Annotated in this window: 21 protein-coding genes, 3 tRNA genes and 3 pseudogenes; 12 read left to right on the forward strand and 15 right to left on the reverse strand. The window is 63.6% G+C overall.

From position 1 onward, the window contains the following. Window positions 1-63: 63 nt before the first annotated feature. The 3 genes from OKW44_RS20580 to pgi all read left to right on the forward strand — a co-directional run bounded on the left by OKW44_RS20580 (window position 64) and on the right by pgi (window position 5,148). Window positions 64-1,359, forward strand: coding sequence for an FAD-dependent oxidoreductase (locus tag OKW44_RS20580; RefSeq protein WP_026225393.1), 1,296 nt, complete (start codon window positions 64-66; stop codon window positions 1,357-1,359). Between the two features lie 178 nt (window positions 1,360-1,537). Further along, entirely contained in the window at window positions 1,538-3,178 is a 1,641-nt protein-coding gene (locus tag OKW44_RS20585; RefSeq protein ID WP_018418071.1) for a bifunctional ADP-dependent NAD(P)H-hydrate dehydratase/NAD(P)H-hydrate epimerase, read from the forward strand. Between the two features lie 347 nt (window positions 3,179-3,525). Then, window positions 3,526-5,148: a glucose-6-phosphate isomerase gene (gene pgi / locus OKW44_RS20590; protein WP_018418072.1), complete on the forward strand. Its 1,623-nt coding sequence runs from the start codon at window positions 3,526-3,528 to the stop codon at window positions 5,146-5,148. A gap of 126 nt (window positions 5,149-5,274) precedes the next feature. On the opposite strand, the gene OKW44_RS20595 is transcribed toward pgi, so the two are convergent. Then, on the reverse strand, window positions 5,275-5,961 hold the full coding sequence (locus OKW44_RS20595; RefSeq protein ID WP_026225394.1) for an ABC transporter ATP-binding protein: 687 nt from the start codon (window positions 5,959-5,961) through the stop codon (window positions 5,275-5,277). Here OKW44_RS20595 and OKW44_RS20600 point away from each other — a divergent pair. Both OKW44_RS20600 and OKW44_RS20605 read left to right on the forward strand, forming a co-directional pair. After that, complete coding sequence (locus tag OKW44_RS20600) at window positions 5,960-6,664, forward strand: arylesterase (RefSeq protein WP_018418074.1); 705 nt, start codon at window positions 5,960-5,962, stop codon at window positions 6,662-6,664. The two genes, OKW44_RS20595 and OKW44_RS20600, sit on opposite strands and share 2 nt — an antisense overlap. A gap of 116 nt (window positions 6,665-6,780) precedes the next feature. Beyond that, window positions 6,781-7,122 carry a hypothetical protein gene (locus OKW44_RS20605; protein ID WP_026225396.1) on the forward strand — a complete coding sequence of 114 codons (342 nt, stop codon included), beginning with the start codon at window positions 6,781-6,783 and terminating at the stop codon, window positions 7,120-7,122. 81 nt (window positions 7,123-7,203) lie between these two features. Here OKW44_RS20605 and OKW44_RS20610 read toward each other — a convergent pair whose 3' ends face one another. The 8 genes from OKW44_RS20610 to tig all read right to left on the reverse strand — a co-directional run bounded on the left by OKW44_RS20610 (window position 7,204) and on the right by tig (window position 16,399). Next, a complete protein-coding gene (locus OKW44_RS20610; protein WP_018418076.1) occupies window positions 7,204-9,138 on the reverse strand; it encodes a SurA N-terminal domain-containing protein in 1,935 nt (644 codons plus the stop codon). Between the two features lie 86 nt (window positions 9,139-9,224). Next, window positions 9,225-9,301, reverse strand: a tRNA-Asp gene (locus OKW44_RS20615). A gap of 47 nt (window positions 9,302-9,348) precedes the next feature. Further along, window positions 9,349-9,424 (reverse strand) — tRNA-Val (locus tag OKW44_RS20620). A gap of 101 nt (window positions 9,425-9,525) precedes the next feature. Beyond that, a complete protein-coding gene (locus OKW44_RS20625) occupies window positions 9,526-9,798 on the reverse strand; it encodes an HU family DNA-binding protein (RefSeq protein ID WP_018418077.1) in 273 nt (90 codons plus the stop codon). A gap of 317 nt (window positions 9,799-10,115) precedes the next feature. Next, window positions 10,116-12,536 (reverse strand): endopeptidase La, encoded by a 2,421-nt coding sequence (gene lon, locus OKW44_RS20630; RefSeq protein WP_018418078.1) that lies wholly within the window; start codon window positions 12,534-12,536, stop codon window positions 10,116-10,118. Window positions 12,537-12,737: 201 nt separating this feature from the next. Next, window positions 12,738-14,009, reverse strand: coding sequence for an ATP-dependent Clp protease ATP-binding subunit ClpX (gene clpX, locus OKW44_RS20635; protein WP_018418079.1), 1,272 nt, complete (start codon window positions 14,007-14,009; stop codon window positions 12,738-12,740). A 195-nt stretch (window positions 14,010-14,204) separates the two neighbouring features. Beyond that, window positions 14,205-14,858, reverse strand: coding sequence for an ATP-dependent Clp endopeptidase proteolytic subunit ClpP (gene clpP, locus OKW44_RS20640; protein ID WP_013089401.1), 654 nt, complete (start codon window positions 14,856-14,858; stop codon window positions 14,205-14,207). A gap of 194 nt (window positions 14,859-15,052) precedes the next feature. Beyond that, complete coding sequence (tig, locus tag OKW44_RS20645) at window positions 15,053-16,399, reverse strand: trigger factor (RefSeq protein WP_018418080.1); 1,347 nt, start codon at window positions 16,397-16,399, stop codon at window positions 15,053-15,055. A 434-nt stretch (window positions 16,400-16,833) separates the two neighbouring features. On the opposite strand from tig, the gene OKW44_RS20650 reads away from it, so the two are divergent. The 3 genes from OKW44_RS20650 to OKW44_RS20660 all read left to right on the forward strand — a co-directional run bounded on the left by OKW44_RS20650 (window position 16,834) and on the right by OKW44_RS20660 (window position 18,900). After that, window positions 16,834-17,979 (forward strand): glycerate kinase, encoded by a 1,146-nt coding sequence (locus OKW44_RS20650; RefSeq protein WP_018418081.1) that lies wholly within the window; start codon window positions 16,834-16,836, stop codon window positions 17,977-17,979. 64 nt (window positions 17,980-18,043) lie between these two features. Then, a complete protein-coding gene (locus OKW44_RS20655; RefSeq protein WP_026225397.1) occupies window positions 18,044-18,496 on the forward strand; it encodes a MarR family winged helix-turn-helix transcriptional regulator in 453 nt (150 codons plus the stop codon). A 116-nt stretch (window positions 18,497-18,612) separates the two neighbouring features. Beyond that, the gene (locus OKW44_RS20660) at window positions 18,613-18,900 is read left to right on the forward strand and encodes a hypothetical protein (RefSeq protein WP_018418083.1); all 288 of its coding nucleotides are present in this window, start codon (window positions 18,613-18,615) and stop codon (window positions 18,898-18,900) included. A 120-nt stretch (window positions 18,901-19,020) separates the two neighbouring features. Here OKW44_RS20660 and OKW44_RS20665 read toward each other — a convergent pair. Next, a tRNA-Leu gene (locus tag OKW44_RS20665) sits at window positions 19,021-19,107 on the reverse strand. A gap of 241 nt (window positions 19,108-19,348) precedes the next feature. On the opposite strand from OKW44_RS20665, the gene OKW44_RS20670 reads away from it, so the two are divergent. After that, window positions 19,349-20,185, forward strand: a complete 837-nt coding sequence (locus OKW44_RS20670; RefSeq protein WP_018418084.1) for a squalene/phytoene synthase family protein — start codon at window positions 19,349-19,351, stop codon at window positions 20,183-20,185. 35 nt (window positions 20,186-20,220) lie between these two features. Here the strand turns inward: OKW44_RS20670 and OKW44_RS20675 are convergent. From OKW44_RS20675 to OKW44_RS20685, 3 genes and pseudogenes are all read right to left on the reverse strand, one after another. Then, window positions 20,221-20,369: pseudogene (locus tag OKW44_RS20675) on the reverse strand (DUF1501 domain-containing protein); the annotation flags it as partial. A 57-nt stretch (window positions 20,370-20,426) separates the two neighbouring features. Beyond that, window positions 20,427-20,886, reverse strand: a pseudogene (locus OKW44_RS20680) (DUF1800 family protein); the annotation flags it as partial. 117 nt (window positions 20,887-21,003) lie between these two features. Further along, a complete protein-coding gene (locus OKW44_RS20685) occupies window positions 21,004-21,330 on the reverse strand; it encodes a hypothetical protein (protein WP_026225399.1) in 327 nt (108 codons plus the stop codon). A 227-nt stretch (window positions 21,331-21,557) separates the two neighbouring features. Between OKW44_RS20685 and ompR the strand changes: the two genes are divergently transcribed. From ompR to OKW44_RS20700, 3 genes and pseudogenes are all read left to right on the forward strand, one after another. Beyond that, a complete protein-coding gene (ompR, locus tag OKW44_RS20690; RefSeq protein WP_006048917.1) occupies window positions 21,558-22,292 on the forward strand; it encodes an osmolarity response regulator transcription factor OmpR in 735 nt (244 codons plus the stop codon). Window positions 22,293-22,335: 43 nt separating this feature from the next. Continuing rightward, window positions 22,336-23,687: pseudogene (locus OKW44_RS20695) on the forward strand (ATP-binding protein). Window positions 23,688-23,763: 76 nt separating this feature from the next. Then, the gene (locus OKW44_RS20700; protein ID WP_018418087.1) at window positions 23,764-24,312 is read left to right on the forward strand and encodes a peroxiredoxin; all 549 of its coding nucleotides are present in this window, start codon (window positions 23,764-23,766) and stop codon (window positions 24,310-24,312) included. Between the two features lie 34 nt (window positions 24,313-24,346). Here OKW44_RS20700 and ispF read toward each other — a convergent pair whose 3' ends face one another. Beyond that, window positions 24,347-24,826 (reverse strand): 2-C-methyl-D-erythritol 2,4-cyclodiphosphate synthase, encoded by a 480-nt coding sequence (gene ispF, locus OKW44_RS20705; protein ID WP_018418088.1) that lies wholly within the window; start codon window positions 24,824-24,826, stop codon window positions 24,347-24,349. Window positions 24,827-24,907: 81 nt separating this feature from the next. After that, entirely contained in the window at window positions 24,908-25,621 is a 714-nt protein-coding gene (ispD, locus tag OKW44_RS20710; RefSeq protein ID WP_026225400.1) for a 2-C-methyl-D-erythritol 4-phosphate cytidylyltransferase, read from the reverse strand. Window positions 25,622-25,738 lie beyond the last annotated feature (117 nt).

Genomic DNA, 25,738 nt, shown 5'->3' on the forward strand with positions numbered 1-25,738 from the left:
GCGCCGCATGTCACAGCCAACGGGAACGCGCGCGAGCCGCCCGTCGGCACATCGAATCAGAGCATGGATGTCATCGTCATTGGCGGCGGAGTAGCGGGCGTCGCCACCGCTTATCACCTGCGCGCGGCCGGCCACCGGGTATGCGTCGTCGAGCGTCACGCGACCGTCGCGCAAGGCGCCACCTACGGACAAGGCGGCAACGTGCTGCCGACGCCGCTCGACGTCTGGTTCGGCCCGACCTTCATGGCGAGCCGCTACAACGCGAAAAATGGCGTGATCAGCAAGACCGGCTTCAACGGCGCCGCGCGGCAGTTCATCAAGCAGCTCGGAGCATGGCAGGAACCCGAGGCGTTCGCGCGCCAGTACGCGCTGCTGCGGCCGCTGATCGAATCCTCGCGCGATGCGATGGCCGACGTCGAAGCCCGCTTCGGCCTCGAATTCGAACAGGCGAGCGGTCTGCTGTACCTCGTGCGCAGCGCGCACGAATGGGAACTGAACGCAGCCGCGCTCGATCTGCTGCACCGGTTCGAGGTGCCGCATCACGTGCTGAGCCCGGCCGAATGCGCGGCGTTCGAGCATGCGGTCCCCACAGATCCTGAATTCGCCGGCGGCGTGCTGTTCGAGCACGAGCGCACCGCGAACTGTCCGCTTTTGACCAAGCTCGTCAAACAGGTGCTCGATACCCAAGGCGGCGTGCAGTTCATGCCGAACTGCGAGGTGACCGGCATTCGTCTCGAAAGTCAGCGCGCGGCGGTCGAACTGGCGCCGCGCGACGGCGCGCCCCGCTCGCGCGAGATCGACGTGGTCCAGGCCGACGCGGTCGTGGTCGCCGCCGGTTACGGCAGCCTGGCGCTGCTCGAACGCGCGGGGCTCAGGCTGCCGCTGCATCCGCTGCGGCTGCATTCGCTGGTCGCGCCGATCGCGCACGAGGAATGCGCGCCGCACGTCGCGATCGTCGATGCGGTCAAGCGCATCGGCATCAGCCGCATGAACCATCGGCTGCGGATCGCGGGCGGCGCGGTACTGCAAAGCGCGAGCCAGATCGACAAGCCGCTCGGCGAAGCGCTGACCAAGGAGGCGCTCGCGTTGCTCGGCCAGGCGACGCACGACTGGATTCCGGGCGCCGCGCGCATTTCGGCGGCGCTGCCGTGGGAAGGCGTGAAACTGCTGTCGCCCGATGGCTTGCCGGTGATCGGCAACGCGCTGCATCCGCGGCTGTTCATCAACGTCGGGCATGGCCCGGCCGGCTGGGGCCTCGCCTGCGGCGCGGGCAAGCTCGTCGCACAGCTGATGTCGGGACAGACGCCGACGTTGCCGCAAGACACGCTCGATGCATTGAGGCCGGAGCGGTTCCAGTAAGGTTTCGTGCTGTTCCAGGCGGGTATGGCGGGCTGACAGCCCGCTGTCGATACCTCGTGTTCATCGTACCGCTTCCGCCGCACGCACCGAAACAGCCGCACGGCGTGCGCCTATCGGCACTAACATAGCGATTCCAAAGTCTGCCCGCCGCGCCGCGGGCGCACCGCCAGGTTTCGCCATGACAGACGCAGAAAACTCGCCGCTCGCCCTTTTCGATCCGCTGACCGACTCGCAGCCGCGTGCGCTGCCGCTGTTGACGCTGACCGACTTGCGGATCGCCGAATCCCAGGCCGCCGCGGCCCTGCCCGAGCACACGCTGATGGCGCGCGCCGGTCACGCGGCCGCGCGCTGGCTGCTCGAACGGATCGCCGCGGAAACGTCGGTGACGAAGTCGCAGCAGCGCGCGTGGCTGGTCGCCGGCCCCGGCAACAACGGCGGCGACGCGCTGGTCGTCGCGACGGAACTGCACAAGGCCGGCATCGCTGTCGAAGTCTGTATGCCGGTTGAAGTGAAGCCCGCCGACGCGCGCTGGGCGCTCGACGCCGCGCGCGCCGCCGGCGTGCCGATCGACGCGTCGCCGCCCGCCTCGCTCGACGGCTATGGCTGGCTCGTCGACGGTATGTTCGGCATCGGTCTCGCGCGGCCACTCGACGGCGTCTTCGCGACGCTCGCGCGCCAGCTGTCGCAGCGCACGAAGGCGCGCCCGACACAAGGCGCCGTGCTCGCGCTCGATGTTCCCAGCGGGCTCGACAGCGACACCGGCACGGTGATCGGCGGCAACGGCGCGGCGGCGGTCCATGCGACGCACACGATCACGTTCATCGGCGCGAAACCGGGGCTTTTCACCGCGCAAGGCCGCGATCTCGCCGGGCGAGTGACGGTCGCACCGATCGGGCTCGTGGCAGGGATCAACGGCGGGAGCAGCCAGGACGCTGCCACCAGCGCCTCGCGTGCGGCGATCCAGCTCAGCGCCCCCGATCTCTTCGGCCCCTTCATGCCCCCACGCAACTTCGCGACCAACAAGGGCACCTTCGGCAGCCTCGCGGTGGTCGGCGGCGACACCGGCATGTGCGGTGCGCCGATTCTCGCGGCGCGCGCGGCGCTCTACACCGGCGCGGGCAAGGTCCACGTCGCGCTGCTCGGCGAAGGCGCCCCGCCCTACGATCCTCCGCACCCCGAACTGATGCTGCATCCGATCGACACGCTGCCGCTCGATTCGATGGGCGCACTCGCGATCGGCTGCGGCATGGGGCACGGCGAACGCGCGACGCGGGTACTGCACGACGTGCTGCAACTCGACGTGCCCAAGCTGTTCGATGCCGACGCGCTGAACCTGGTCGCCAAGGATCCCGCGCTCGCCGCGGAAGTCACCGCGCGCGGCGTGCAAGGCGATCCGTGCATTTTCACTCCGCATCCGCTCGAAGCGGCGCGCCTGCTTGGCAGCGATGCGGCGAGCGTGCAACGCGACCGTCTCGCGGCCGCGCGCGCGCTCGCGGCGCGTTTTGCGAGCGTCGTCGTGCTGAAGGGCGTCGGCACGATCATCGCCGCGCCCGACGGCCGCCTCGCGCTGAACCCGACCGGCAACGCCGCGCTCGCGACTGGCGGCACCGGCGACGTGCTCGGCGGCATCATCGGCGCGCTGCTCGCGCAGCATCTGCCACGCTTCGAGGCGGCGCTCGCGGGCGTCTATCTGCACGGCCTCGCCGCCGATACACTGACCGCGCAGGGCCACGGCCCCGCCGGGCTGACGGCCGGCGAGCTGGCACCGATGGTGCGTACCTTGTTGAACCGGCTGTTCTATTCGGCGCCGCTTGCTTGACGCGCGCGATTGCTCTGAATACGAATCGCGTTCGCGGCGCTCGTTCACACCGATGAAACATCGCGATCCCAATCATTGCGAGCGCGCGCAACGCACTGCTGCCCGTCGCGCATCCCCGCTATACTGATTGCCTGCGCCGCGCGTCGGGTCGATCGCGGGTCGCGGCGATACGCCAGCGGGCGCGGGCGCCATCTCGCGTTTTCGCGAAGTTCACCCGCTTCGCGAAGTATCGTCGGCACCTGTTCCGATCCGGGCCGCGTGGCATCGCTCTGACTGCATCGCCGCATCACTCTCGGCCGCGCTTCATGTGCGCGCCTTCCTTCGTGCCCCTTGGTTAGACGGACGCTATGACCCAGAACTCGCTCCCCTCCTGGTCCTCGCTGCAGACGCATTACGACACGATTCGCGATGCGCATCTGCGCGACTGGTTCGCCCCCGAGAACGATCCCGCTCCCACGCGCGCCGAACGCTTCACGTTCGCGGGCGGCGGTCTCTCAGCCGATTTCTCGAAGCACCGCATCACCGACGAAACCCTGCAACTCCTCGTGCAACTCGCCCGCGAAGCCGGCGTCGAAAAGCGCCGCGACGCGATGTTCGCGGGCGAAGTCGTCAACCCGACCGAAGGCCGCGCCGCGCTGCACACGGCATTGCGCGCAACCGACCCGAAGGCGCCGTTCTTCGCCGAAGTGCAGGCCGAGCGCAAGAAAATGGCCGCGTTCGCCGAGCAGGTCCGCAGCGGCGCATGGACCGGCTATACCGGCAAGCGAATCCGTCATGTCGTGAACATCGGCATCGGCGGCTCGGATCTAGGGCCGAAGATGGTCGTGCACGCGTTGCATCATCTCGCGACGCCAGAGATCTCGACGCACTTCGTGTCGAACGTGGACGGCGCCGATCTGTACAACGTGATGCAGCAGATCGATCCCGAAGAGACGCTCGCGATCATCGTGTCGAAGACTTTCACGACGCTGGAGACGATGACCAACGCGCGCTCGCTGCGCGACTTTTTCATCCAGAAAGGCTGCCCGGAAAGCGCGCTGGCGAAGCACTTCGTCGGTGTGTCGGCCAATACGGCGGAAGTCGTCAAGTTCGGCATCGCGCAAGAGAACGTGTTCTCGATGTGGGACTGGGTCGGCGGACGCTACTCGCTGTGGTCGGCCGTCGGTCTGTCGATCATGATCGCGGTAGGTCCGCATCAGTTCGACGAGCTGCTCGCCGGCGCCAACGAGATGGACCAGCACTTCCGCACCGCGCCGCTCGACAGGAACCTGCCGGTGCTGCTCGGCATGATCGGCATCTGGTATCGCAACTTCTTCGGCTCGCAGAGCTATCTGGTCGCGCCGTATTCGCAGGCGCTGCATTTCCTGCCGTCGTATCTGCAGCAGCTCGAAATGGAGAGCAATGGCAAGTCCGCGCGTCTCGACGGCGCGTTCGTCGACTATGCGACTTCCGCAGTCACGTGGGGCGAGCCGGGCACGAACGGTCAGCACGCGTTTTTCCAGATGCTGCACCAGGGCCCGACGATCGTGCCGATCGATTTCATCGCGGTGCTGACGCCCGAGCATCCGCTCGCCAGCCATCATCCGAAGCTGCTCGCGAACTGCTTCGCGCAGAGCGAAGCGTTGATGCTGGGTCGCACGCTCGAGGAAGCGAAGAAGGTGGCCGGCCCCGACAAGCCGGAACTCGCACCGCACCTGACGTTCCCCGGCAACCGTCCCACCGCGACGCTGCTGCTCGACGCGTTGACCGCCCGCACGCTCGGCGCGCTGATCGCGCTTTACGAGCACAAGGTGCTGGTGCAGGCGTCGGTGTGGAACATCAACCCGTTCGATCAGTGGGGCGTCGAACTCGGCAAGATTCTCGGCAAGGTGGTCGAGGCCGATCTGGGCGCGGCGAGTGCCGACGTGAAGAAGCATGACTCGTCGACGTCGGCGCTGATCGCGCGGGCCCGGGCCGCGTTGAAGCGCTGAATGGAAGTCTGGAGCGCACGATAACGCGCCATAAACAGAACAATGCGGGCTACGGCCCGCTTTGTTTTTACTACGACGACGACATGCTCGAGGAACGCGAGCGCAAGCCCGCAATCCGCCAGACCATCAAGCGAGCCGCCCCGCTTCGATCGTCACCGTCGTATCGCAACGCCGCGCGAGTTCGATGTCGTGTGTCACGAGCACGAGCGTCGCGCCGTGCGCGCGATTCATCTCGAACATCAGATCGATCACCGCGTGGCCGGTGGCCGCGTCGAGACTGCCGGTGGGTTCGTCGGCGAACAGAATCGCCGGGCGCGTGACGAACGCGCGCGCGAGCGCGACGCGCTGCTGCTCGCCGCCCGACAGCAGCTTCGGATAATGACCTGTACGCTGCCCGAGCCCAACCTGTTCGAGCAGTTCACGCGCACGCGCGGCGGCCTCGCGTGTGCCGATGCCGCCTTGCAGTTCGAGCGGCAACGTGACGTTTTCGAGCGCGGTCAGATGCGGCATCAACTGAAACGACTGGAACACGAAGCCGACCGCGCCGCTGCGCAACGCGGCGCGGCCGTCTTCGTCGAGTTCGCCGAGTTCGCGACCGAGCAGCCGAACCGAGCCCGCGCTCGCGCTGTCCAATCCCGCGAGCAAGCCGAGCAGCGTAGACTTGCCCGACCCGGATGCACCGACGATGGCGACGCTGCTGCCGGCATCGATGGCAAGATCGATGTCATCGAGAATCGTCAGTTCGCCTGCAGCATCCTTAACCCTCTTGCACAAGCCCCGCACTTCAATGACTGGATCAGTTCTGTTTGGCATGGTGAAGCGTAGGTTGAAAGTGCGCGCCATCGCCCCTCGCGCCGCGGCGCTGTCTGCGGCATTCGGCGCGACCATGATGGCCGCCGCGCTGGTTTCGTTACCGTTGCGGGCTCACGCGGCGAATACGCCCGAACCCGCGAAGCCGGTGATCGTCGTGCTCGGCGACAGCATCTCCGCTGAGTACGGGCTGCCCCGCGATACGGGCTGGGTCGCGTTGATGCGTCAGCGTCTGGCCGAAGAGCGCATCGATTATAGCGTCGCCAATGCGAGCATCAGCGGCGACACGACAAGCGGCGGACGCGCGCGTCTGCCCGCGCTGATGGAACGGCTCAAGCCGAGCATCGTGATCGTCGAGCTCGGCGCCAACGACGCGTTGCGCGGCGTGCCGCTCTCGACGACCGAGGACAACCTGCGCACGATCATCGAACAGGCGCAGCAAGGCCACGCGAAGGTCGTGCTCGTCGGCATGTACGTGCCGCCCAATTACGGCCCCGACTATACGCAAAAGTTCCACGGCCTCTACGGCCAGCTGTCGAAGGAGTTCCATGTGCCGCTCGTGCCGTTTCTTCTCGCCGGCATCGCGGATAAACCGGACATGTTCCAGGCCGATCAGCTCCACCCGACGCAGCAGGCACAGCCGCTGCTACTCAACAACGTGTGGCCCACTGTCAAGCCACTTCTTCGCACAAGTTCGCCGCACTGAAAGACCTGCTAACGACTTGTTTCCGGAACCTGGGGAACACGGATCGCCGAGCCGTTCGACAGATGGGCAATCCCTGCCACCCGGCTCATTCTTGAGCGACTTCTGAGGAGATAACGTTGAAATATTTACCGTTAATCGCTTTGACCGTTGCCATCTCGGCCTGCGCGGCTCAACCGCCGGCCGGCGTTCAGTCCGTGGGTCAAAGCCAGCAGCCGCCTCGCGCCGTCGCAACCTGCATCGCGCAGAAATGGGCGGATAGTTCGCAACAACAGGTGGTCTCGCAAAACACCCTCGCCAACGATCAGGCCATGGACGTCTACGTCCCGGGCCAGCAGCCGCCCAACGGCGCGGCCGCGGTGGTCCGTCCTTCGTATAGCGGCAAGGGCACGTGGGTCGGCTTTCGCGCCGGCGGCGCTGGCGGTGGCAACGCCACCGGCGCGATCAGCGGCTGTCTGTAAAGCTGCCACCTGGCTGTAGATAAAAAAAGCCCCGCAAATGCGGGGCTTTCTTTTGGACGAGCAGGTAATGCTTACTGCGGCTTACTGATCGGCCGGCTGGGCGGCGCTGTCGAGCGTACCGTAGAACTTCACCTTCGAGCGCTCGCGCAGCGCTTTCAGATAGGCTTCGGCCTGCGACTGCGCGTCCACCTGCGCGATCTGCTGCTGCGCGACAGCGAGATGCTGCGCGTCGGTGGCCGCGGGCTGCACGATCTGGTTCACGCGATAGATCGCATAGCCATCGTCGCCGAGATCGACACCGACGTAGGCTGGCAACTTTTGCGCATCGACCTTGTAGATTGCGCTCAGTGCGGCAGGCGGCACGCCCTGCGCGTCATTGCGCGACACCTTCAGCGGCGACGAGAAACCGGCGGTCGCCTTCGACTTCTCGAACTCGGCCAGCTTCGCGACGCCGTCCTTGTGCGCTGCTTCGTTCGCCTGCACGGCGATCACCTTCTGACGCACCGCGTCCTTCACCGCGTCGAATGCGGGCACGGCAGCGGGCTTGTAGTCGGTCACACGCGCGGCGATCAGCGTGTTGTTGCCGACGTCGATGGCCTGCGTATTGTTGTGCGCCGATACCGCGTCGTTCGCGAACACGGCTGCGAGGAACTTCGGGTTGTTCAGCGGGCTGTCGGGCGGCAGCTTCGGATCCGGCTGCGGCGTAACCGTCGCGGTCTGGATCTGCAGCTTGAATTTGTCAGCGGCCGGCTGCAGGCTCTTGGCCTTTTCATAGACGAGCGACGTGAAACCTTCCGAGCTGTCGGTGAACGCCTTGCTCGCCAGTTGCGTCTTCAGCTCCCTCGCGATCTGGTCCTTCACTTCGTCGAACGACTTCGTGACCGCCGGCTTTACATCGGTGACCTTGATGATGTGGAAACCGAAGTCGGTCTGGACGATGCCGCTGATTTCGTCCTTCTTCAGCGCGAACACCGCGTCGTCGAACGCCTGGCCGCCCGCGATCATGCCGCGGCCGAAGTAACCGAGATCGCCGCCCTTCGATGCCGAACCCGGATCCTGCGAGTTCTGCTGCGCGATCTGCGCGAACTGGTCCGGATGCGCCTTGAGCTGCGCGAGCAACTCCTCAGCCTTCTGCTTCGCTTTGGCCTTGTCGGCCGCGCTCGCGTCCTTCGGTGCCGCGATCAGGATATGGCTTGCGCGCACTTCGCCTTCGGTGCGGAAGTGGGCGATGTTGTCGTCGTAGTACTTCTTCAGGTCCGCGTCGCTCGGCTGCACCGATGCGCTCAGCGTGGCCGGCGACATCATCAGGTATTGGATCGTCGCCGTAGCGGGCGTCGCGAAGTCGTTGCGATGCGCGTCATAGTACGCTTGCAGTTGCGCATCGGTCGGCTGGATCTTCGCCGCGTAATCGTGCGGATGGAACGCGATGCCCTGCACTTCACGCTGCTGCTGCGCGAGCTCGGTCAAGTGCTGCGCGAGCGTCTTCGACGTGAACGCGCTCGCCTCGATGCTCTCGGGCAGTTGTTGCATAGCGAGGTTGTAGCGCACGCGCTCGTCGTACTGATCGGGCGTCATGCCCTGCATCGCGAGCAGTTGCTTGTAGCGGTCGAGGTCGATCGACCCGTCGGGATTCTTCAGCGACGAGATCACCGGATCGGACAGCAGAGCGCGGCGCACCGCTTCGTCCGATGCGCTCAGATGCAGACGCTGCGTTTCGTCGGCAAGCACACGCTGTTCGATCATGCCGTCGAGCATCTGGCGACGGCGCTCCGGCGTGTCGAACGACTTCATGTCGAACTTCGCGCCGAGCATCTGACGCCCGCGGTCGATCTGCTGGCGCATCGCGTTGTCGTATTCGACACGGGTGATCTTGTGACCGTTGACACTCGCGACGTTTGCACTTTCGTCAAAGAAGCCGCGGAAGCCCTGAATACCCACGAAACCCAACCCCGGCAAAATGACGAGGATGAGCATGAACATCATCAGGCGCTGGTGATTGCGGAAAAAATCGAGCATGCGTGAGGGGTGCCAAAAACAGAACGCCCGATCTTACAACAGCGGGCAACAAAAAAGGCGAACCGGAGTTCGCCTTTCGTGGATACTGGCGGAGTGGACGGGACTCGAACCCGCGACCCCCGGCGTGACAGGCCGGTATTCTAACCGACTGAACTACCACTCCTTATACTGCACTTTTGCGACTGGAAACACCGCAGCCGAATCTGAAACTGGTGGGTGCTGAGAGGCTCGAACTCCCGACCTACGCCTTGTAAGGGCGCCGCTCTACCAACTGAGCTAAGCACCCGTTTCGTGATTCAGTGCTTGATGTGTTTTCTGCCTTGCCGCTGCCCTCCCCGAGAATCGTTCATGCAGTCGGGTTAAGTAATTCCTCAAGCAGCGAGCCCATTAGTTTAGCGCATCCTTCAGAGCTTTGCCAGGCCTAAATTTAGGAACCTTTGCTGCCTTGATTTTGATCGCGGCGCCCGTGCGCGGATTGCGTCCGGTGCGCGCGGTGCGCTTGCCGACCGCGAACGTGCCAAAGCCGACCAACGTCACAGATCCGCCCTTCTTCAACGTGTTTTTGACGCCCGCGATGACTGCATCGAGCGCACGGCCCGCCGCGGCCTTCGAAATGTCGGCTTGCTGTGCGATGTGATCGATCAATTCCGTCTTGTTCATTCAAACCCCCGTGAATGTTTATTGGCAATCGTGACAGTGCTTTCCAGCACCTCCCGCCACGCGGCCGGCGCGAACGCCAGGCCGCCTCATTAGAAACGGCCGAAACTCCTGTGTCAACCGGGGTTGAGCCTGATCGGCGTATTTTAGAGGGGCGCTTTTGTCACAGTATGTTGCAGCGGAAAGACTGGCGATGCAGCCTGGCGACGAAGCCGCGCGGGCAAAAAAAACCCGCGGCTCTTGACCGCGGGTTTTCTGCTTCAGCGAACGACACCGCTGCGAATGCTTTGGCTTCAGCGCATTCTGATGCGCATTGAATCTTAGTGCTTGACGACGTCCGTCGCGGCATCCTTGCCCGGCTCAGCCCCAACCGGCGCCGAGGGCTTCGGTTCTTCTTCCGGTAACGCCTGCGGTACACGTTCGAGCGCAAGTTCGAGCACCTTGTCGATCCAGCGGACCGGCACGATTTCGATCGCGTTCTTCACGTTGTCCGGAATCTCCGTCAAGTCCTTGACGTTTTCTTCCGGAATCAGCACCAGCTTGATGCCACCGCGATGCGCCGCCAGCAGCTTTTCCTTCAGGCCGCCGATCGGCAGAACTTCGCCACGCAGCGTGATTTCGCCCGTCATCGCGACATCGGCGCGCACCGGAATACCGGTCAACACCGACACCAGCGCGGTCGTCATCGCGATACCAGCCGAAGGACCATCTTTCGGCGTCGCGCCTTCCGGCACGTGGATGTGAATGTCCTGCTTCTCGAACGCTTCGTCCTTGATGCCAAGACGACGCGAACGCGAGCGCACGACCGAGCGCGCCGCTTCGACGGATTCCTTCATCACGTCGCCGAGCGAACCCGTGCGGATCACGTTGCCCTTGCCCGGCATCACCGCGGCTTCGATGGTCAGCAGATCGCCGCCCACTTCAGTCCACGCGAGACCCGTGACCTGGCCCACCTGATTTTCCTTCGCGGCCAGACCGAAGTCGTACTTGCGCACGCCGAGGAACGTGTCGAGGTTGCTGCCGTCGACCTTCACCGCGCCTTCCGCCTTCTTCAGCAGAAGCATCTTCACGACCTTGCGGCAAATCTTCGAAATTTCACGCTCGAGCGAGCGGACGCCCGCTTCGCGCGTGTAGTAACGAATGATGTCGCGGATCGCAGTTTCCGTCACATCGACCTCGCCATCCTTGAGGCCGTTGTTCTTCTTCTGCTTCGGCAGCAGATAACGCTGCGCGATGCTGACCTTCTCGTCTTCCGTATAACCGGACAGACGAATCACTTCCATCCGGTCGAGCAGCGGCGGCGGAATGTTCAGCGAGTTCGACGTCGCCACGAACATCACGTCCGACAGATCGAAGTCGACTTCGACGTAGTGGTCGGCGAACGTGTGGTTCTGTTCCGGATCGAGCACTTCCAGCAGGGCCGACGACGGATCGCCGCGGAAATCCTGACCCATCTTGTCGACTTCGTCGAGCAGGAAGAGCGGATTGCGCACGCCGACCTTGGTCAGGCTTTGCAGAATCTTGCCCGGCATCGAACCGATGTACGTGCGACGGTGGCCACGAATCTCGGCTTCGTCACGCACGCCGCCCAATGCCATGCGCACGAACTTGCGGTTCGTCGCGCGCGCGATCGACTGACCGAGCGAAGTCTTACCAACGCCCGGGGGCCCCACGAGGCATAGGATCGGCGCCTTGACCTTGTCGACACGTTGCTGGACCGCGAGATACTCGAGAATGCGTTCCTTCACCTTCTCGAGACCGAAGTGGTCTTCGTCGAGCACGCGCTCCGCATTCGACAGGTCGTTGTTGACCTTGCTCTTCTTGCGCCACGGCAAGCCGATCAGCGTGTCGATGTAGTTGCGCACGACCGTCGCTTCCGCCGACATCGGCGACATCAGCTTGAGCTTCTTCAGCTCGGCGTCGGCCTTCTTCTTCGCTTCCTTCGGCATGCGGGCGGCCGTGATGCGCTTCTCGAGTTCTTCGAGATCCGCACCTTCTTCGCCTTCGCCGAGTTCCTTCTGGATCGCCTTGACCTGTTCGTTCAGGTAGTACTCGCGCTGACTCTTCTCCATCTGACGCTTCACGCGCCCGCGGATACGCTTTTCGACCTGCAGGATGTCGATCTCGGCTTCGAGTTGCGCGAGCAGATGCTCCAGCCGCTCGATCACCGGGAACATCTCGAGGATGTGTTGCTTCTGGTCGAGCTTGAGCGGCAAATGCGCCGCGATCGTGTCGGCGAGACGCCCTGCCTCGTCGATACCCGACAGCGAGGTCAGGATCTCCGGCGGGATCTTCTTGTTCAGCTTCACATACTGGTCGAACTGCGACACGATCGCGCGACGCAGCGCTTCGGTTTCAGCGCTGTCGGCGTGGTCAGGTTCGAGCGGCATGACTTCGCACGAGAACTGCGTTTCCTGTTCTTCGATGGAAAGCGTCTTCGCGCGCTGCAAGCCTTCGACGAGCACCTTCACGGTACCGTCGGGCAGCTTCAGCATCTGCAGGATGTTGGCGATACACCCTACTTCGTACATGTCCTTTTCGGTCGGCTCATCTTTCGCAGCCGTCTTCTGGGCGACGAGCATGATGTGCTTGCCGCCTTCCATTGCTGCTTCGAGAGCCTTGATCGACTTCGGGCGGCCTACGAAGAGCGGAATCACCATGTGCGGGAAAACGACTACGTCGCGCAGCGGGAGCAGCGGCAGCGTAATGCGTTCCGGCGGGAGGAGTTGGGTTCCTGACATTTCATTTCCCCATGAGTGGAATCAGTTCGTTCGATAGGTGAGGCCAGCAGAAAATATTGCAAGCCTCCGCGTGTGGGAAAAGTTCAGTGACTCCGAAGGTTTAGTGACTCCATAGTTGAGAACAACCAGCCTGACCACACGATAAACGAAAAAGCCGTTCACGTCGCCATGAACGGCCTTTTTGCACAACTCGAAAGCCGATCAGTTCGAACCCGCGACCTTTGGCGCGTCTTCGTAGATCAGCAGCGGTTTGCCGTCGCCGTCGATAACGTTGTCGTCGATGATGACCTTGCTGACACCTTTCATTTGCGGAAGGTCGTACATCACCTCGAGCAATGCCTGTTCCAGAATCGAACGCAGGCCCCGCGCGCCCGTCTTGCGGCGGATCGCCTTGCGCGCCACGGCCTGCAACGCGGCCGGACGGATTTCGAGCTCGACTCGCTCCATGCTGAACAGCTTGTGATACTGCTTGACCAGCGCGTTCTTCGGTTCAACGAGAATCTTCATCAGCGCCGCTTCGTCGAGCTTGCCGAGCGTGGCGACCACCGGCAGACGGCCGATCAGTTCCGGAATCAGGCCGAATTTGATCAGATCTTCCGGCTCGACTTCGCGCAGCACTTCGCCGGCGTCGCGGTCCTGCTTGCTCTTCACGCTCGCGCCGAAACCGATGCCGGTCTTCTCGGTGCGATCGACGATGACCTTCTCGAGGCCGTCGAACGCACCGCCGCAGATGAACAGGATGTTGGTTGTATCGACCTGGATGAAGTCCTGGTTCGGATGCTTACGGCCACCTTGCGGCGGCACCGACGCCATCGTGCCTTCGACCAGTTTCAGCAGAGCCTGCTGCACACCCTCGCCCGACACGTCGCGTGTGATGGACGGGTTGTCGGATTTGCGACTGATCTTGTCGATTTCGTCGATGTAGACAATGCCGCGCTGGGCCTTGTCCACCTCATAATTACAATTCTGCAGCAGCTTCTGAATGATGTTCTCGACGTCTTCGCCGACATAGCCAGCTTCCGTCAGCGTGGTCGCGTCGGCAATGACGAACGGCACGTTCAGAAGGCGAGCGAGCGTCTGCGCAAGCAGCGTCTTGCCGGAGCCGGTCGGGCCGATCAGCAGGATGTTGCTCTTGGACAGCTCGATTTCATCCTTCTTGTCGAGATGCTTGAGGCGCTTGTAGTGGTTGTAGACCGCGACCGCGAGGATCTTTTTCGCGCGCTCCTGACCGATCACGTACTGGTCGAGAATTTCGCGGATTTCCTGCGGGGTCGGCAGATCGGACTTGGACAAGCCGGCCTCGATGCCCGCACCTGCAGCCTCGTCACGAATGATTTCGTTGCACAGATCGATACATTCATCGCAGATGAATACCGACGGGCCAGCAATCAGTTTCTTGACCTCATGCTGGCTCTTGCCGCAAAACGAGCAATACAACAGCTTTTCGCTGTTAGAACCTTTCTTGTCCGCCATAGATGTGTGAGCCTCCGGACACCGGATTACATAATACGCCGTTTGCCCCCACCACGCAGTTTGGGCGCGGCAGGGCTAGTGAGCACGATAACGGCGCTTGCCGCAGACGCCCGGACGGAAGTTGAACATTCACAACCGACCCGAAGACGGTTTTGCCGCAACAGTGGGCAAAACAGCAGGCAAAACCGTACCAGATCAGGGACGCTTGTGCGCCACCTGGTCGACGAGGCCGTACGCCTGCGCGTCATCGCCGGACATGAAATTGTCACGATCGGTGTCACGCGCGATACGTTCGACGGGCTGACCGGTGTGGTGCGCGAGCAGATGATTCAACCGATCCTTCAGGTACAGGATTTCACGCGCCTGGATTTCAATGTCCGATGCCTGGCCGCGCGCGCCGCCGAGCGGCTGATGAATCATCACGCGCGAATTCGGCAGCGCGAAACGCTTGCCCTTCGCACCGGCCGCGAGCAGGAACGCGCCCATGCTCGCCGCAAGCCCCATGCACAGCGTCGAGACGTCCGGCTTGATGAACTGCATCGTATCGTAGATCGCCATACCGGCAGACACGGAGCCGCCCGGGCTGTTGATGTAGAAGTAGATGTCCTTGTCCGGATTCTCGCTTTCGAGAAACAGCATCTGCGCAACCACCAGATTGGCCGTCTGGTCGTTCACTTCGCCCACGAGGAACACGATGCGTTCCTTCAGCAGACGCGAATAAATATCATAGGAGCGCTCGCCCCGGCCGCTCGTTTCCACGACGATCGGCACCAGACCGAGTGCCTGCGCTTCGAGATCCCGGGACGACTGGGAGGTCAACGTGTCCAGCATTTGGGCGCGAAAGGTCATGCAATTGATCCTTGTCTGGAAATATTCTGAATATTAGCTGCTAGACACAGGTTGGTGCGACGAGCCCGTATTCAAGTGCCGTCTTCGTGTGCGCCGCACGACCGGATCCGGTACGTCACACAGATTCATGGCACAAAAAAACGGCGTGCGGGCCGTCGGTCGCTCCGACAGCCGGCACGCCGTTCCAGCGACGCTTACGCTTGCGCCGTTGCGCTTGCCAGTTCCTCGAAGCTCACTTCCTTGTCCGTCACCTTGGCCTTGCTGAGGACGAAGTCGACGACGTTGGCTTCAACGACATACGCTTCCATTTCAGCAAGACGTTGCTGGTTGGAATAATACCAGCGGACGACTTCCTTCGGGTCTTCGTAGCTTTTCGCGAATTCATCGACTTCGGCACGGATCTGCTCCGGCTTCGCCTGCAGTTCGTTCGCCTTCACGAGCTCGGCCAGCACGAGACCCAGCTTGACGCGGCGTTCGGCCTGCTCCTTGAACATCGCGGCCGGGATCGGCGCGTCCTTCGCGTTCGGCACGCCGCGCTGTTCCAGATCCTGGCGAGCCATCACGACGAGGCGCTCCTGATCCTGCTCGATCAGCGCGTTCGGGACGTCGAGCTCCGAGATTTTCAGCAGTGCGTCCATCACCTGGTTCTTGACGATGGCTTGCGTGCGGCGCTTCGCTTCGCGCTCGAGGTTGTCCTTGATTTCAGCGCGCATCTTGGTCAGATCGCCGTCTTCGATGCCGAGCGTTTTCGCGAATTCGCCGTCGACTTCCGGCAGATGCGGCCATTCGATCTTCTTCATCGTGATCGTGAATTGCGCCGTCTTGCCCGCCACTTCCTTGCCGTGGTAGTCGTCCGGGAACTTCAGATCGAATTCCTTCGCTTCGCCGACCTTCAAGCCGAGCGCCGCTTTTTCGAATTCCGGCAACATGCGGCCTTCGCCGAGGATGAAGCCGAAGTCTTCGGCGCTACCGCCCTGGAATGCTTCACCGTCGATCTTGCCGACGAAGTCGACCGTCACGCGGTCGCCGTCTTTGGCGGCCGTGTCCGCGCCGCCGTCGCCGTGCTCGCCTGCCTCGCCGCGAGCGTGGAAGTGCACGCGCTGTTTGCGCAGGATGTCCAGCGTGCGGTCGATTTCCGCTTCGCTGATGCTGGTCATGGTGCGCTCGATTTCAGCCGTGGCGACGTCGCCCAGCTTCACTTCCGGATACACCTCGAAGGTCGCGTCGAACGCGTAGCTGCCTTCAGCAGCGTCGGTCTTCGGCGCGAAGCTCGGCTGACCCGCGACACGCAGGTTTTCGGTGCGGCTGATGTCGAAAAATTCCTTGCCGACCTTGTCGCTCAGCACTTCGGCTTCCACCTGGCCCGAATACTGTTGCGTCACCATCTTGAGCGGCACCTTGCCCGGGCGGAAACCCGGCATGCGCACGTTCTTCGCGAGTTGACGGATACGCGAATCCACTTCCTTCTGCACGGCATCCTTCGGCAGGGAAATCGTCACGCGGCGTTCGAGCTTGCCGAGGTTTTCAACAACGTTAGCCATGGCTTCAATCGTCCTAAAATTATTCGAGCGAATCAGTTATCTTCTCCGTGCTGCCCGTCGATGTCGCTTCGCATCGATTTGCGCCGATTTGCGCCGATTGCATCGATCACGCACCTGCGCCGCGGGCTTGCAGGCCGTCGGCAGCACGGTTGAGTCCAAAGAGCCAAATATTTTAGCAAACTATTTGCGCGCCTAGCCGGGATTCGATGATTGCATCGAGTTTTCCCTGCATTCCGGGCGTTTTGAGGGCCATTTTCGGTTAGTTTCGACACAGCGAGTGCGAGCGTCATGGCGGCGATCCCGCCTATGCCTTTCGACATATTCATCCGACGCCCCCATGCTGATAAGCTAACGCACTCGGTCGGGCTGCCTCCGCCGGTCGCTTCATCCGCTCCAGCAACTGCTTACAACGACTCAAACGTCCCAGAGACACCATGCCGAATTCGTCGCCCTCGCCTGTCGTCGTCATCGCTCCCGATTCATTCAAAGGCTCGCTCAGCGCGGAACAAGTCGCGCAGGCGATCGCATCCGGCATCCAGCGCGCACGCCCCGACGCCAGCGTGCGCATCTGTCCGATGGCCGACGGCGGCGAAGGCACGCTCGACGCAATGCTCACCAGCGGCGGCGAGCGCCGCACGCTTAGCGTGCGCGGCGCGGCCGGTCCGACGCGCGCAGCGCTGACAGGCCTGCTCACGGACGGCAGCGCCATCATCGAAACGGCGGAAATCGTCGGCATTACGGACCCCATCGGCATGGGCCTGCCGGTCGAGGCGCGCAGTACGCGCGGCATGGGCGAAGCGATTCGCGCGCTGCTCGATGCCGGCGTGCGGCGCTTTTTCGTCGCGCTCGGCGGCAGCAGTACGAACGACGGCGGCGCCGGCCTGCTGACCGGCCTCGGCTTGCAACTGTTCGACGCGCAAGGCAACGTACTCGAAGGCACACCCGAGCAGCTTGCGCGCGTGGCGCGGGTCGATGCGTCGCTCCTCGACGCGCGGCTTGCCGACACGCAGTTCGTCGGCATGTCGGACGTCGACAATCCGTTGACCGGCGAGCACGGCGCGACCGCGATCTTCGGTCCGCAAAAAGGCGTGAAGACCGAACAGGTCGCACCGATCGACGCGGCGCTCGCGCGCTTCGCCGATCTGCTCGAAGCCGCACTCGGCCGCACGGCGCGTGACCTGCCGGGCGCGGGCGCGGCGGGCGGCCTCGGCTTCGCATTGCACATGCTCGGCGCGCAGTTCGAGCCCGGCGCGGAAACCGTCGCGCGGCAAATCGGCCTCGACGCCGCGCTCGCGGGCGCCGACTGGCTGATCACCGGTGAAGGCCGTTCCGACGTACAGACACTGCACGGCAAGGCGCCATTCGTCGCGTGTGCGCGCGCGCGCGCCGCGGGCGTGCCCGCCACGCTGCTGTCCGGCGCGGTCGACCCCGCCGCGCTGCCGCGTCTTGCCGAATACTTCAGCGGCTGCTTTTCTCCGGCGCCGGGGCCGATCACGCTCGACGTCGCAATTCGCGACGCGGCGCGCCTGCTCGCCAACGAAGCCGAGCAGCTGACGCGCCTGAAATACGGCGTGCGTTGACCCGCGAAACGGTTGCCCCCAACAATCACAGCGCCACGACCGTTCCACTCATCACGGGATGACCATGAAGGACTCCGCCAAAGCCGGGCTCGAGCAGTTCCTCACGTATCGTCTGCATGTACTGAACAAACTGGCCGAGCGCGGCATCAGCGCGCGCTACGCGGCGAAGCTCGACGTGACGCTGCCCGAAGCGCGGGTGATTGCGTCGGTGGGATCGTTCGGACCGTTCTCGATCATGGAGTTGGCACGCCATGCCAATCTCGACAAAAGCCAGGCAAGTCGCGCGGCCGAAGCGCTGATCCGGCAGGGACTCGTGCAGCGCGAATCGAGCGCCGCGGACGGCCGCGTCGTGCTGGTCTCGCTGACGCAGGAAGGCCGCGCGCTGTATCGCAAAGTGATGCCGATCGCGCGCAAGTGGAACGTCGATATGTTCGACTGCCTCGACGAAGAAGAAAGGGCCGCGTTCGGCGCGGCGCTCGACAAGGTGATCCGTGCCATGAACGCGCGGGAGCGATAGCGCGCGGCGAACCGGCCGTGTTTGAAAAGCGCCGTTTCACGGCATTGGGCGGCGCGTGTCAGAATTGAGCCTCGGCCAACGCGCCTTCACCCTCTTTTTCATCCAGGGACGCTTCAGTGGACATCAACAAACAGATCGCGGCACTCACCGCGTCGGAACTCCAGACCGCCGGCGCGAGCCAGGCGACCGCGATCGCGGTCAGCGTCGTGCTGCGTCATCTTCGTTCGCCGGAACTGGCGAAACTGCTGTCGTCGGCATTTGAAAATCATCAGGCGGTGATGCTGCAAACGCCGTGGCCGGACCAGATGCTGCAGGCGTTCGAGTCGACGCGCCGTTTCCTCGAAGGCGCCGCGCAAGCGGAATTGCCGGGCTCGGAGGAAGCGCCGCGAACGCCGGGCGCCTGAGTCGCGCGGTCGTAATGAAAGGCAGCGGAGCAACACTGAGGTCTTTCAGAGGACCGCGCAAAAAAGAAAAAACCTCGTCGGTCCAAAGACTTGACGGGGTTTTTCTTGACTACCAATCAGTGGTGCGAGGGAGGGGACTCGAACCCCTACACCCTTGCGGGCGTCAGGACCTAAACCTGGTGCGTCTACCAATTTCGCCACCCTCGCAGCCGGGTACGCCGCGATGCGTCGCGCCCGATTGTCCTGTGCACTTCCAGGCGAGCCTAACACGTGCCCGAAACGTGCCCGAAAGCGTAAGCGCGAGATTCTAACTGATTGATTCGCGCTTGTCTGCACCCGGCGGTATCTGCGCGCGCGACGCCGATGCTACAATTTTTGGCTCGTCGAGACGGCCGCCGCGACGGACGTCGGCGCCCTTCTCGCCAGTCCTTCCCCACACTCTCACCCCGTGAATTTCGACGACTATTGCCAGCAGAAAGCGGCGCCCCCAGGATCGAGCACCTACTATGCGCTTCGCCAGGCGCGCGCCGCCAGTCAGCCGCTGTTGACGGCGCTCTTCGCATTGCGTCGCGAGTTCGAGGAAACGGTCAAGGAGACGAGCGATCCCGCAGTCGGCCGCACGAAGCTCGCGTGGTGGCAGAAAGAAATCGCCGCGCTGGCCGCGGGCTCGCCGTCGCATCCGGTGTCCAAGGCACTCGCGGCCTATCTGCCCGACGCGCAGGCCGAATATCCGGCTCTGCAGGAACTGCTCGCGGGCTTCGAGATGGATCTCGACCAGGCACGCTATCTCGACTATCCGAACCTGCGGCGCTATGTGCATGGTGTCGGTGGCAATTTTGCGTCGCTGGTGTCGCGCGCGGCCGCAACCGGATCGGCCGACGATGCCGCGCAAGCGTCGGCGTGGGCCGCTCCGCTCGGCGAGGCGCTGATGCTCGCGCAGTTCGTCGCCGAAACCGGCAACGATGCCCGGTACGGCCGCATCTACGTTCCGATCGACGAGATGCAACGCTACAACGTCACCGCCGCCGATCTGATCAATCGCAAATACACCGACGCTTTCACCGAGCTGATGCGGTTCGAAACGCATCGCGCGCGCGACGCGGTGCAGACCGCGCTCGCCGCGGTGCCCGCCAGCGCGCGGCGCGCGCAGCGCACGCTGCTCGCGCTCGCGGCGCTCGCATTGGCGTTGCTCGATGAAATCGAGCGCGACGGTTATCACGTGCTGCATCAACGCATCGCGTTGACGCCGATCCGCAAGCTATGGATCGCGTGGCGCGCGAAGTAGCCTGAGCGCCGGGCGCGTCGATTCGCGCCCGGCGCTCACGCCCGCAGCAACGGCAGCGGCTCGAACCGCTGCTGCAGAATCGCAGGCGCGTCCAACCCCCACCTAGGCCCGAGCACCGTCGCATAAAGCTGGCGTCGAGCCGCGCAAGCATCGGCGGCATGCCAAACAAACCGCCCTGCACGCGCAGCGTCAGCTCGATGTCATAACCGCTCGTGCGAAACTGCGCGGCGATCGGCTCGAGGCGTGCCGGGTCCAGCGTGTCGAAGATGAACTCGCGCCAAAGCTTCGTCGTGACGAACGTCGCGGTCTCGGGCCGCGCGCCACACGTATGCCTGCATATCGGGATCGAGACTCCAGCCGGTGTAGGCTCGTGCGGCCTCGACAACGTTGCGCTGCGTATAGCGCCCCTCGCCGAGCGTGAACAGCTCCATCACTTCGCGCGCGAAATTTTCGTTGGGCTTGCCCGTGCGATTGGATCCACCGTCGAGGCACAGCAGCATCGCCGGATCGCGCACCCACCATGCTCGTAAAAGTTCGTAACGCTGTCCCAGCAGCTTTTGTTGCTCGTGACGCTGATCCGGCGTCCATGCGGTGCGCTCGGCGCGCGTTGGGATCGGCTCGAATACCAAGTCGGGAGGTTGCGATATCGTTTCGCTGCGCGCGCTCGTGAGTGGCGTGACATCGTGAGCCGAGGCGCCCATATGCACGAAGACGCGCACAAAAACGCGCCGGTGCTGGCGACTCAACGGAGCAGCGGATCAGAAAGTGGACGCTGAAGATACAACGGGTTTTTTCACGCGGCGATGCGCGCGCTGGGATTAACGCTTGTACAACTCGCGCACGGCGTCTTCGATGTGCTGCCGCAACAGCCGACGCTCTTCGGGCGTCATATGCCCGTCGCGGCGACGTTGATCGAGATCGGGGGGAACCGCGGTGCGCAGCATCGCGTCAGAGGCAGGGTGATCGATGCCCGCGTTGTGGCGGCTGGTTCTGCCATTGCCCGAGCGGGGCGCATGCTCGCTCGCCGTTCTATCCGCGGACGGCTGCGCATGGGCGAGCGTCGGGCCCAGTGTGCCTGCGAGCGTACCGGCAACCGCCAGTGCAATCACGCTCAGGCGCACGTTTGGCCAAACCCCTCCCTTCATGTTGTTCCCTTCGTGGCGCGGCAACCGGCTACCTCAGATGCGTATACAAACCCCGGTAACAGCCGGGTGCGAGAGTTTTGTCGAGTGAAGTATCCACCGAACAGCCGCATTCAGTAAAGCAGTCTAAACGCGCATACTTTACGTCGCGCCACGCCGCGGGTAAATTTTGTAACCGACTGTAACCCCAGAAATGGTGTAACCGCGCACCACTTTCTAATCGCGCTAAGATGCCGACCATGGAAACCAAAAACCCTTCGAAAATCCTCGTCGTCGACGACGATCCACGCCTGCGCGATCTTCTGCGCCGCTATCTCGGCGAACAAGGCTTCAACGTCTACGTCGCCGAAAACGCGCCGTCAATGAACAAGCTCTGGGTGCGCGAGCGCTTCGATCTGCTGGTGCTCGATCTGATGCTGCCCGGTGAGGACGGCCTGTCGATCTGCCGGCGACTGCGCGGCAGCAACGACCGCACGCCGATCATCATGCTGACGGCCAAGGGTGAGGATGTCGATCGCATCGTCGGCCTCGAGATGGGTGCCGACGACTACCTGCCCAAGCCATTCAATCCACGCGAACTGGTCGCGCGCATTCACGCGGTGCTGCGTCGTCAGTCGCCGTCCGAATTGCCGGGTGCGCCGTCGGAGACCACCGAGGTGTTCGAGTTCGGCGAGTTCGCGCTCAATCTCGCCACCCGCACACTGACCAAGGCCGGCCAGGAAATTCCGCTGACCACCGGTGAGTTCTCGGTGCTGAAGGTATTCGCGCGTCATCCGCGTCAGCCGCTGTCGCGCGAAAAGCTGATGGAACTGGCACGCGGCCGCGAATACGAGGTCTTCGACCGCAGCCTCGACGTGCAGATCTCGCGTCTGCGCAAGCTGATCGAGCCGGATCCAGGCAGCCCGCGCTTCATTCAGACCGTGTGGGGCCTCGGCTACGTCTTCATCCCCGACGGTGCAGCCTGAGTTTGTGCTCCGTTTTCGTTTCTGTGTCACTTAAGAAGGGCCCATGCGGATCGACCGGCGCCTCCTGACGCTCGCGTTCGGCGGCCTTTTCTGGCGGACCTTTCTGCTGATCGCGCTGTTGATCGCGGTCAGTCTCGCCGCGTGGTTCCAGAGCTTTCGCGTGATCGAGCGTGAGCCGCGCGCGCAGCGCGTGGCTCTGCAACTCGTCGCGATCGTCAAGCTCACGCGCACCGCACTCCTCTATTCCGATCCCGACCTGCGGCGCGCGCTGCTGCAGGATCTGGAGAGCAACGAAGGGGTGCGCGTGTACCCGCGCGAAGCCACCGACAAATACAAACTCCAGCCCGACGAATCGTTGAATCGCCTGATCGAGCACGACATCCGCGGCCGTCTCGGCGACGACACCATCATCGCGCAGAGCGTCAACGATATCAACGGCGTATGGATCAGCTTCAAGATCGACGACGACGATTACTGGGTCGCGCTCGACCGCGACCAGCTCGACAACGCCACCGGCCTGCAATGGGCCGGCTGGGGCGTGTTCGCGCTTGCGCTGTCGCTGTTCGGCGCGGCGTTCATCACGAGTCTGGTGAACCGGCCGTTCGCGCGTCTGGCGATGGCCGCGCGCCGGGTCGGCTCGGGGCAATCGCCCGAGCCGCTGCCCGAGCGCGGCATGGGTGTGGCCGCCGAAACCAATCGAAGCTTCAACCAGATGGTGCGCGACCTCGAACAGCTCGAGGCGGACCGCGCGCTGATGCTCGCGGGCATCTCGCACGATCTGCGCACGCCGCTCGCACGGCTGCGGCTCGAGACCGAAATGAGCCCGTCCGATCAGGCCACCAAGGACGCGATGGTCGACGACATCGAGCAGATGGACATGATCATCGGCCGCTTCCTCGACTACGCGCGTCCCGTGCAGCGTGTGCCGGAGCCGGTGGACCTCTCGGTGATCGCGAGCGAACTCGCCGCACGCATGCAAAGCGAGGACAGCATGCGGTTGATCACGCGGCTCGCTCCGTCGGCGGTGATCGAGGCCGATGAAACCGACATGCGTCGCGTGGTCGGCAATCTGCTCGAGAACGCGCGCGCAAATATGGGCTCAGCGACGGCGACGGGGTGCCACACGTGATTCTCGAAACGCGCGTGTCGCACTCGCGCGTCGAACTCTCGGTGGTCGACGAAGGCCCCGGCATTCCCGAAGACCAGCTCGCGCTCGTCACGCGGCCGTTCTATCGTGTGAATTCGGCGCGCACCCAGGCCAACGGCACGGGCCTCGGCATGGCGATCGTGCAGCGGCTCGTCGCCCGTTATCGCGGCGCGCTGCGGCTGCGCAACCGCTCGCCCGGACCAGGTCTCGAAGTGACGATCGAGTTTCCGCTCGCGAAAAGCGCGTGAGCCGACGACGCGCGGCACCGCGCGCCGTCGCCATTCGAAACACGCCGCTTGTTGCGACTTCCGAAGGAGTCTTTGCATGAAAACCGTTGGCGATAAACTCGAAGCGTTCACCGTCATTGCCGCCAAGCCGGGCTTCAACCATCACGAAGAACACGGCGTCTCGGCGTTCGAATACATCACCGAGCAGTCGTTTCCAGGAAAGTGGAAAATCATTTATTTCTATCCGAAGGATTTTTCGTTGGTCTGCCCGACGGAAATCGTCGAATTCAGCAAGCTCGTCAAGGAGTTCGAGGACCGCGAGGCCGTGCTGCTCGGCGGCAGCGTCGACAATGAATACGTGAAGCTCGCATGGCGCCGCGAGTACAAGGAGCTCGACAGGCTCAACCACTACTCGTTCGGCGACGTGAAAGGCGAGCTGATCGACCAGCTCGGCGTGCGCGACAAGGAAGCGGGCGTCGCGCTGCGCGCGACCTATATCGTCGATCCGGACAACACGATCCAGCACGTGTCGGTCAACAATCTGTACGTGGGCCGTAATCCCGAAGAAGTACTGCGCATCCTCGACGGCCTGCAAACGGACGAGCTGTGTCCGAGCAATCGGGCAATTGGCGGGGCGACGCTGTAAGCGGCACCGCCCGTCACCCAAACAAAAATCCCGTTCAGCTCCTGACCAACAACACCGCGGCCTGCGCCTCGATACCCTCGCCGCGGCCGAGATAACCGAGCTTCTCGTTCGTCTTCGCCTTGACGTTCACGCGCTCGATCGGCAGACCGAGGTCCGCCGCGATATTGGCGCGCATCCCTTCGATATGCGGTGCGAGCTTCGGCGCCTGCGCGATCACGCTGCTGTCGACGTTGCCGATCGCAAAGCCGGCCGCCTTCACGCGCGCCACGCATTCGCGCAGCAGCACGCGGCTGTCGGCGCCGGCGAACTTCGCGTCGGTATCGGAGAAGTGGCGGCCGATATCGCCCAACGCGGCCGCGCCAAACAGCGCGTCGGTGATCGCGTGCAGCAGCACATCCGCGTCCGAGTGACCCAGCAGCCCGCGCTCGTACGGAATCGTCACGCCGCCGATGATCAGCGTGCGTCCCGGCACCAGCGCATGCACGTCGTAGCCTTGCCCAATTCTGAAATCCATGTGCGTCACGTCCTCAAGTGCTGAAGGTTTTAAAGCCTCTTTAAAGCCTTTCTAAATCTTTCCAATGTGCCAGGCGCGGTATCACGAACCGGCGGGGCGGCTCAGAATCGCCTCGGCCAGATCGAAATCTTCCGGATACGTGACCTTGAAGTTACGCAGGCTGCCTTGCACGAGCTTCGGCGCGTGGCCCGACCATTCGATCGCGCTCGCCTCGTCGGTCAGATCGTGGCCGTCGGCCTGCGCGCGCAAGATCGCCTCGCGCAGCATGCCGATGCGGAACATCTGCGGCGTCTGCGCCTGCCACAAGCCGTCACGCGCTTCGGTATGGGCGATGCGGTCATCGGCCGACGCGCGGTCGATACGCTTCAAGGTATCGGCGACCGGCAACGCCATGATGCCGCCGACCGCATCGTCCTTGAGCGAACCGATCAGCGTACGGATCAGCGCCGGCGTGATGCCCGGCCGGGCCGCGTCGTGCACGAGCACCCAGTCGCCGTCGTGGGCGCCGAACTCGGCGAGCGCGTGCAAACCGTTGAGCACCGACGCCTGGCGCGACGCGCCGCCCACGCGACGCACCGCGAAGCGCAGATTGCCGAAGCGGCGGGCGTCGAAGTGCTGGTCGTCGGGCGCGATGACGACTAGCGTCTGCGTGAATTCGCTGCACGCGTCGAACGCGGCGAGCGAGTAATGCAGCATGTCGCGGCCGGCGACAGTGCGGTATTGCTTGGGCATCGCGGCGCCGGAACGGCTGCCGGTGCCCGCGCACGGGATCAGGGCAAAGAGACGGGAAGTCACGAGTGCGGATGCCGCCAGGTCAAAGTAAAGGACGGATTTTATAATACGTCCTTCGCTTCCACGCCCGTACACGCGTAAACTTGGCCGTCGCGTGAGCCCCGAGCCGCCCTTTTTCTC

The sequence above is a fragment of the Paraburkholderia lebeckiae genome (assembly GCF_050436325.1).
Taxonomy (GTDB): Bacteria; Pseudomonadota; Gammaproteobacteria; order Burkholderiales; family Burkholderiaceae; genus Paraburkholderia; species Paraburkholderia tuberum.

What these genes read in the sequence shown, in the direction of transcription:
- tig (WP_018418080.1), bottom strand. Translation starts at nt 16,399, where the DNA reads ATGGCTAACGTTGTTGAAAACCTCGGCAAGCTCGAACGCCGCGTGACG.
- OKW44_RS20600 (WP_018418074.1), top strand. Translation starts at nt 5,960, where the DNA reads ATGGTGAAGCGTAGGTTGAAAGTGCGCGCCATCGCCCCTCGCGCCGCG.
- OKW44_RS20700 (WP_018418087.1), top strand. Translation starts at nt 23,764, where the DNA reads ATGAAAACCGTTGGCGATAAACTCGAAGCGTTCACCGTCATTGCCGCC.
- OKW44_RS20685 (WP_026225399.1), bottom strand. Translation starts at nt 21,330, where the DNA reads ATGAAGGGAGGGGTTTGGCCAAACGTGCGCCTGAGCGTGATTGCACTG.
- OKW44_RS20650 (WP_018418081.1), top strand. Translation starts at nt 16,834, where the DNA reads ATGCCGAATTCGTCGCCCTCGCCTGTCGTCGTCATCGCTCCCGATTCA.
- clpP (WP_013089401.1), bottom strand. Translation starts at nt 14,858, where the DNA reads ATGACCTTTCGCGCCCAAATGCTGGACACGTTGACCTCCCAGTCGTCC.
- lon (WP_018418078.1), bottom strand. Translation starts at nt 12,536, where the DNA reads ATGTCAGGAACCCAACTCCTCCCGCCGGAACGCATTACGCTGCCGCTG.
- ispF (WP_018418088.1), bottom strand. Translation starts at nt 24,826, where the DNA reads ATGGATTTCAGAATTGGGCAAGGCTACGACGTGCATGCGCTGGTGCCG.
- clpX (WP_018418079.1), bottom strand. Translation starts at nt 14,009, where the DNA reads ATGGCGGACAAGAAAGGTTCTAACAGCGAAAAGCTGTTGTATTGCTCG.
- ompR (WP_006048917.1), top strand. Translation starts at nt 21,558, where the DNA reads ATGCCGACCATGGAAACCAAAAACCCTTCGAAAATCCTCGTCGTCGAC.
- OKW44_RS20595 (WP_026225394.1), bottom strand. Translation starts at nt 5,961, where the DNA reads ATGCCAAACAGAACTGATCCAGTCATTGAAGTGCGGGGCTTGTGCAAG.
- OKW44_RS20610 (WP_018418076.1), bottom strand. Translation starts at nt 9,138, where the DNA reads ATGCTCGATTTTTTCCGCAATCACCAGCGCCTGATGATGTTCATGCTC.
- OKW44_RS20585 (WP_018418071.1), top strand. Translation starts at nt 1,538, where the DNA reads ATGACAGACGCAGAAAACTCGCCGCTCGCCCTTTTCGATCCGCTGACC.
- OKW44_RS20655 (WP_026225397.1), top strand. Translation starts at nt 18,044, where the DNA reads ATGAAGGACTCCGCCAAAGCCGGGCTCGAGCAGTTCCTCACGTATCGT.
- pgi (WP_018418072.1), top strand. Translation starts at nt 3,526, where the DNA reads ATGACCCAGAACTCGCTCCCCTCCTGGTCCTCGCTGCAGACGCATTAC.
- OKW44_RS20580 (WP_026225393.1), top strand. Translation starts at nt 64, where the DNA reads ATGGATGTCATCGTCATTGGCGGCGGAGTAGCGGGCGTCGCCACCGCT.
- OKW44_RS20625 (WP_018418077.1), bottom strand. Translation starts at nt 9,798, where the DNA reads ATGAACAAGACGGAATTGATCGATCACATCGCACAGCAAGCCGACATT.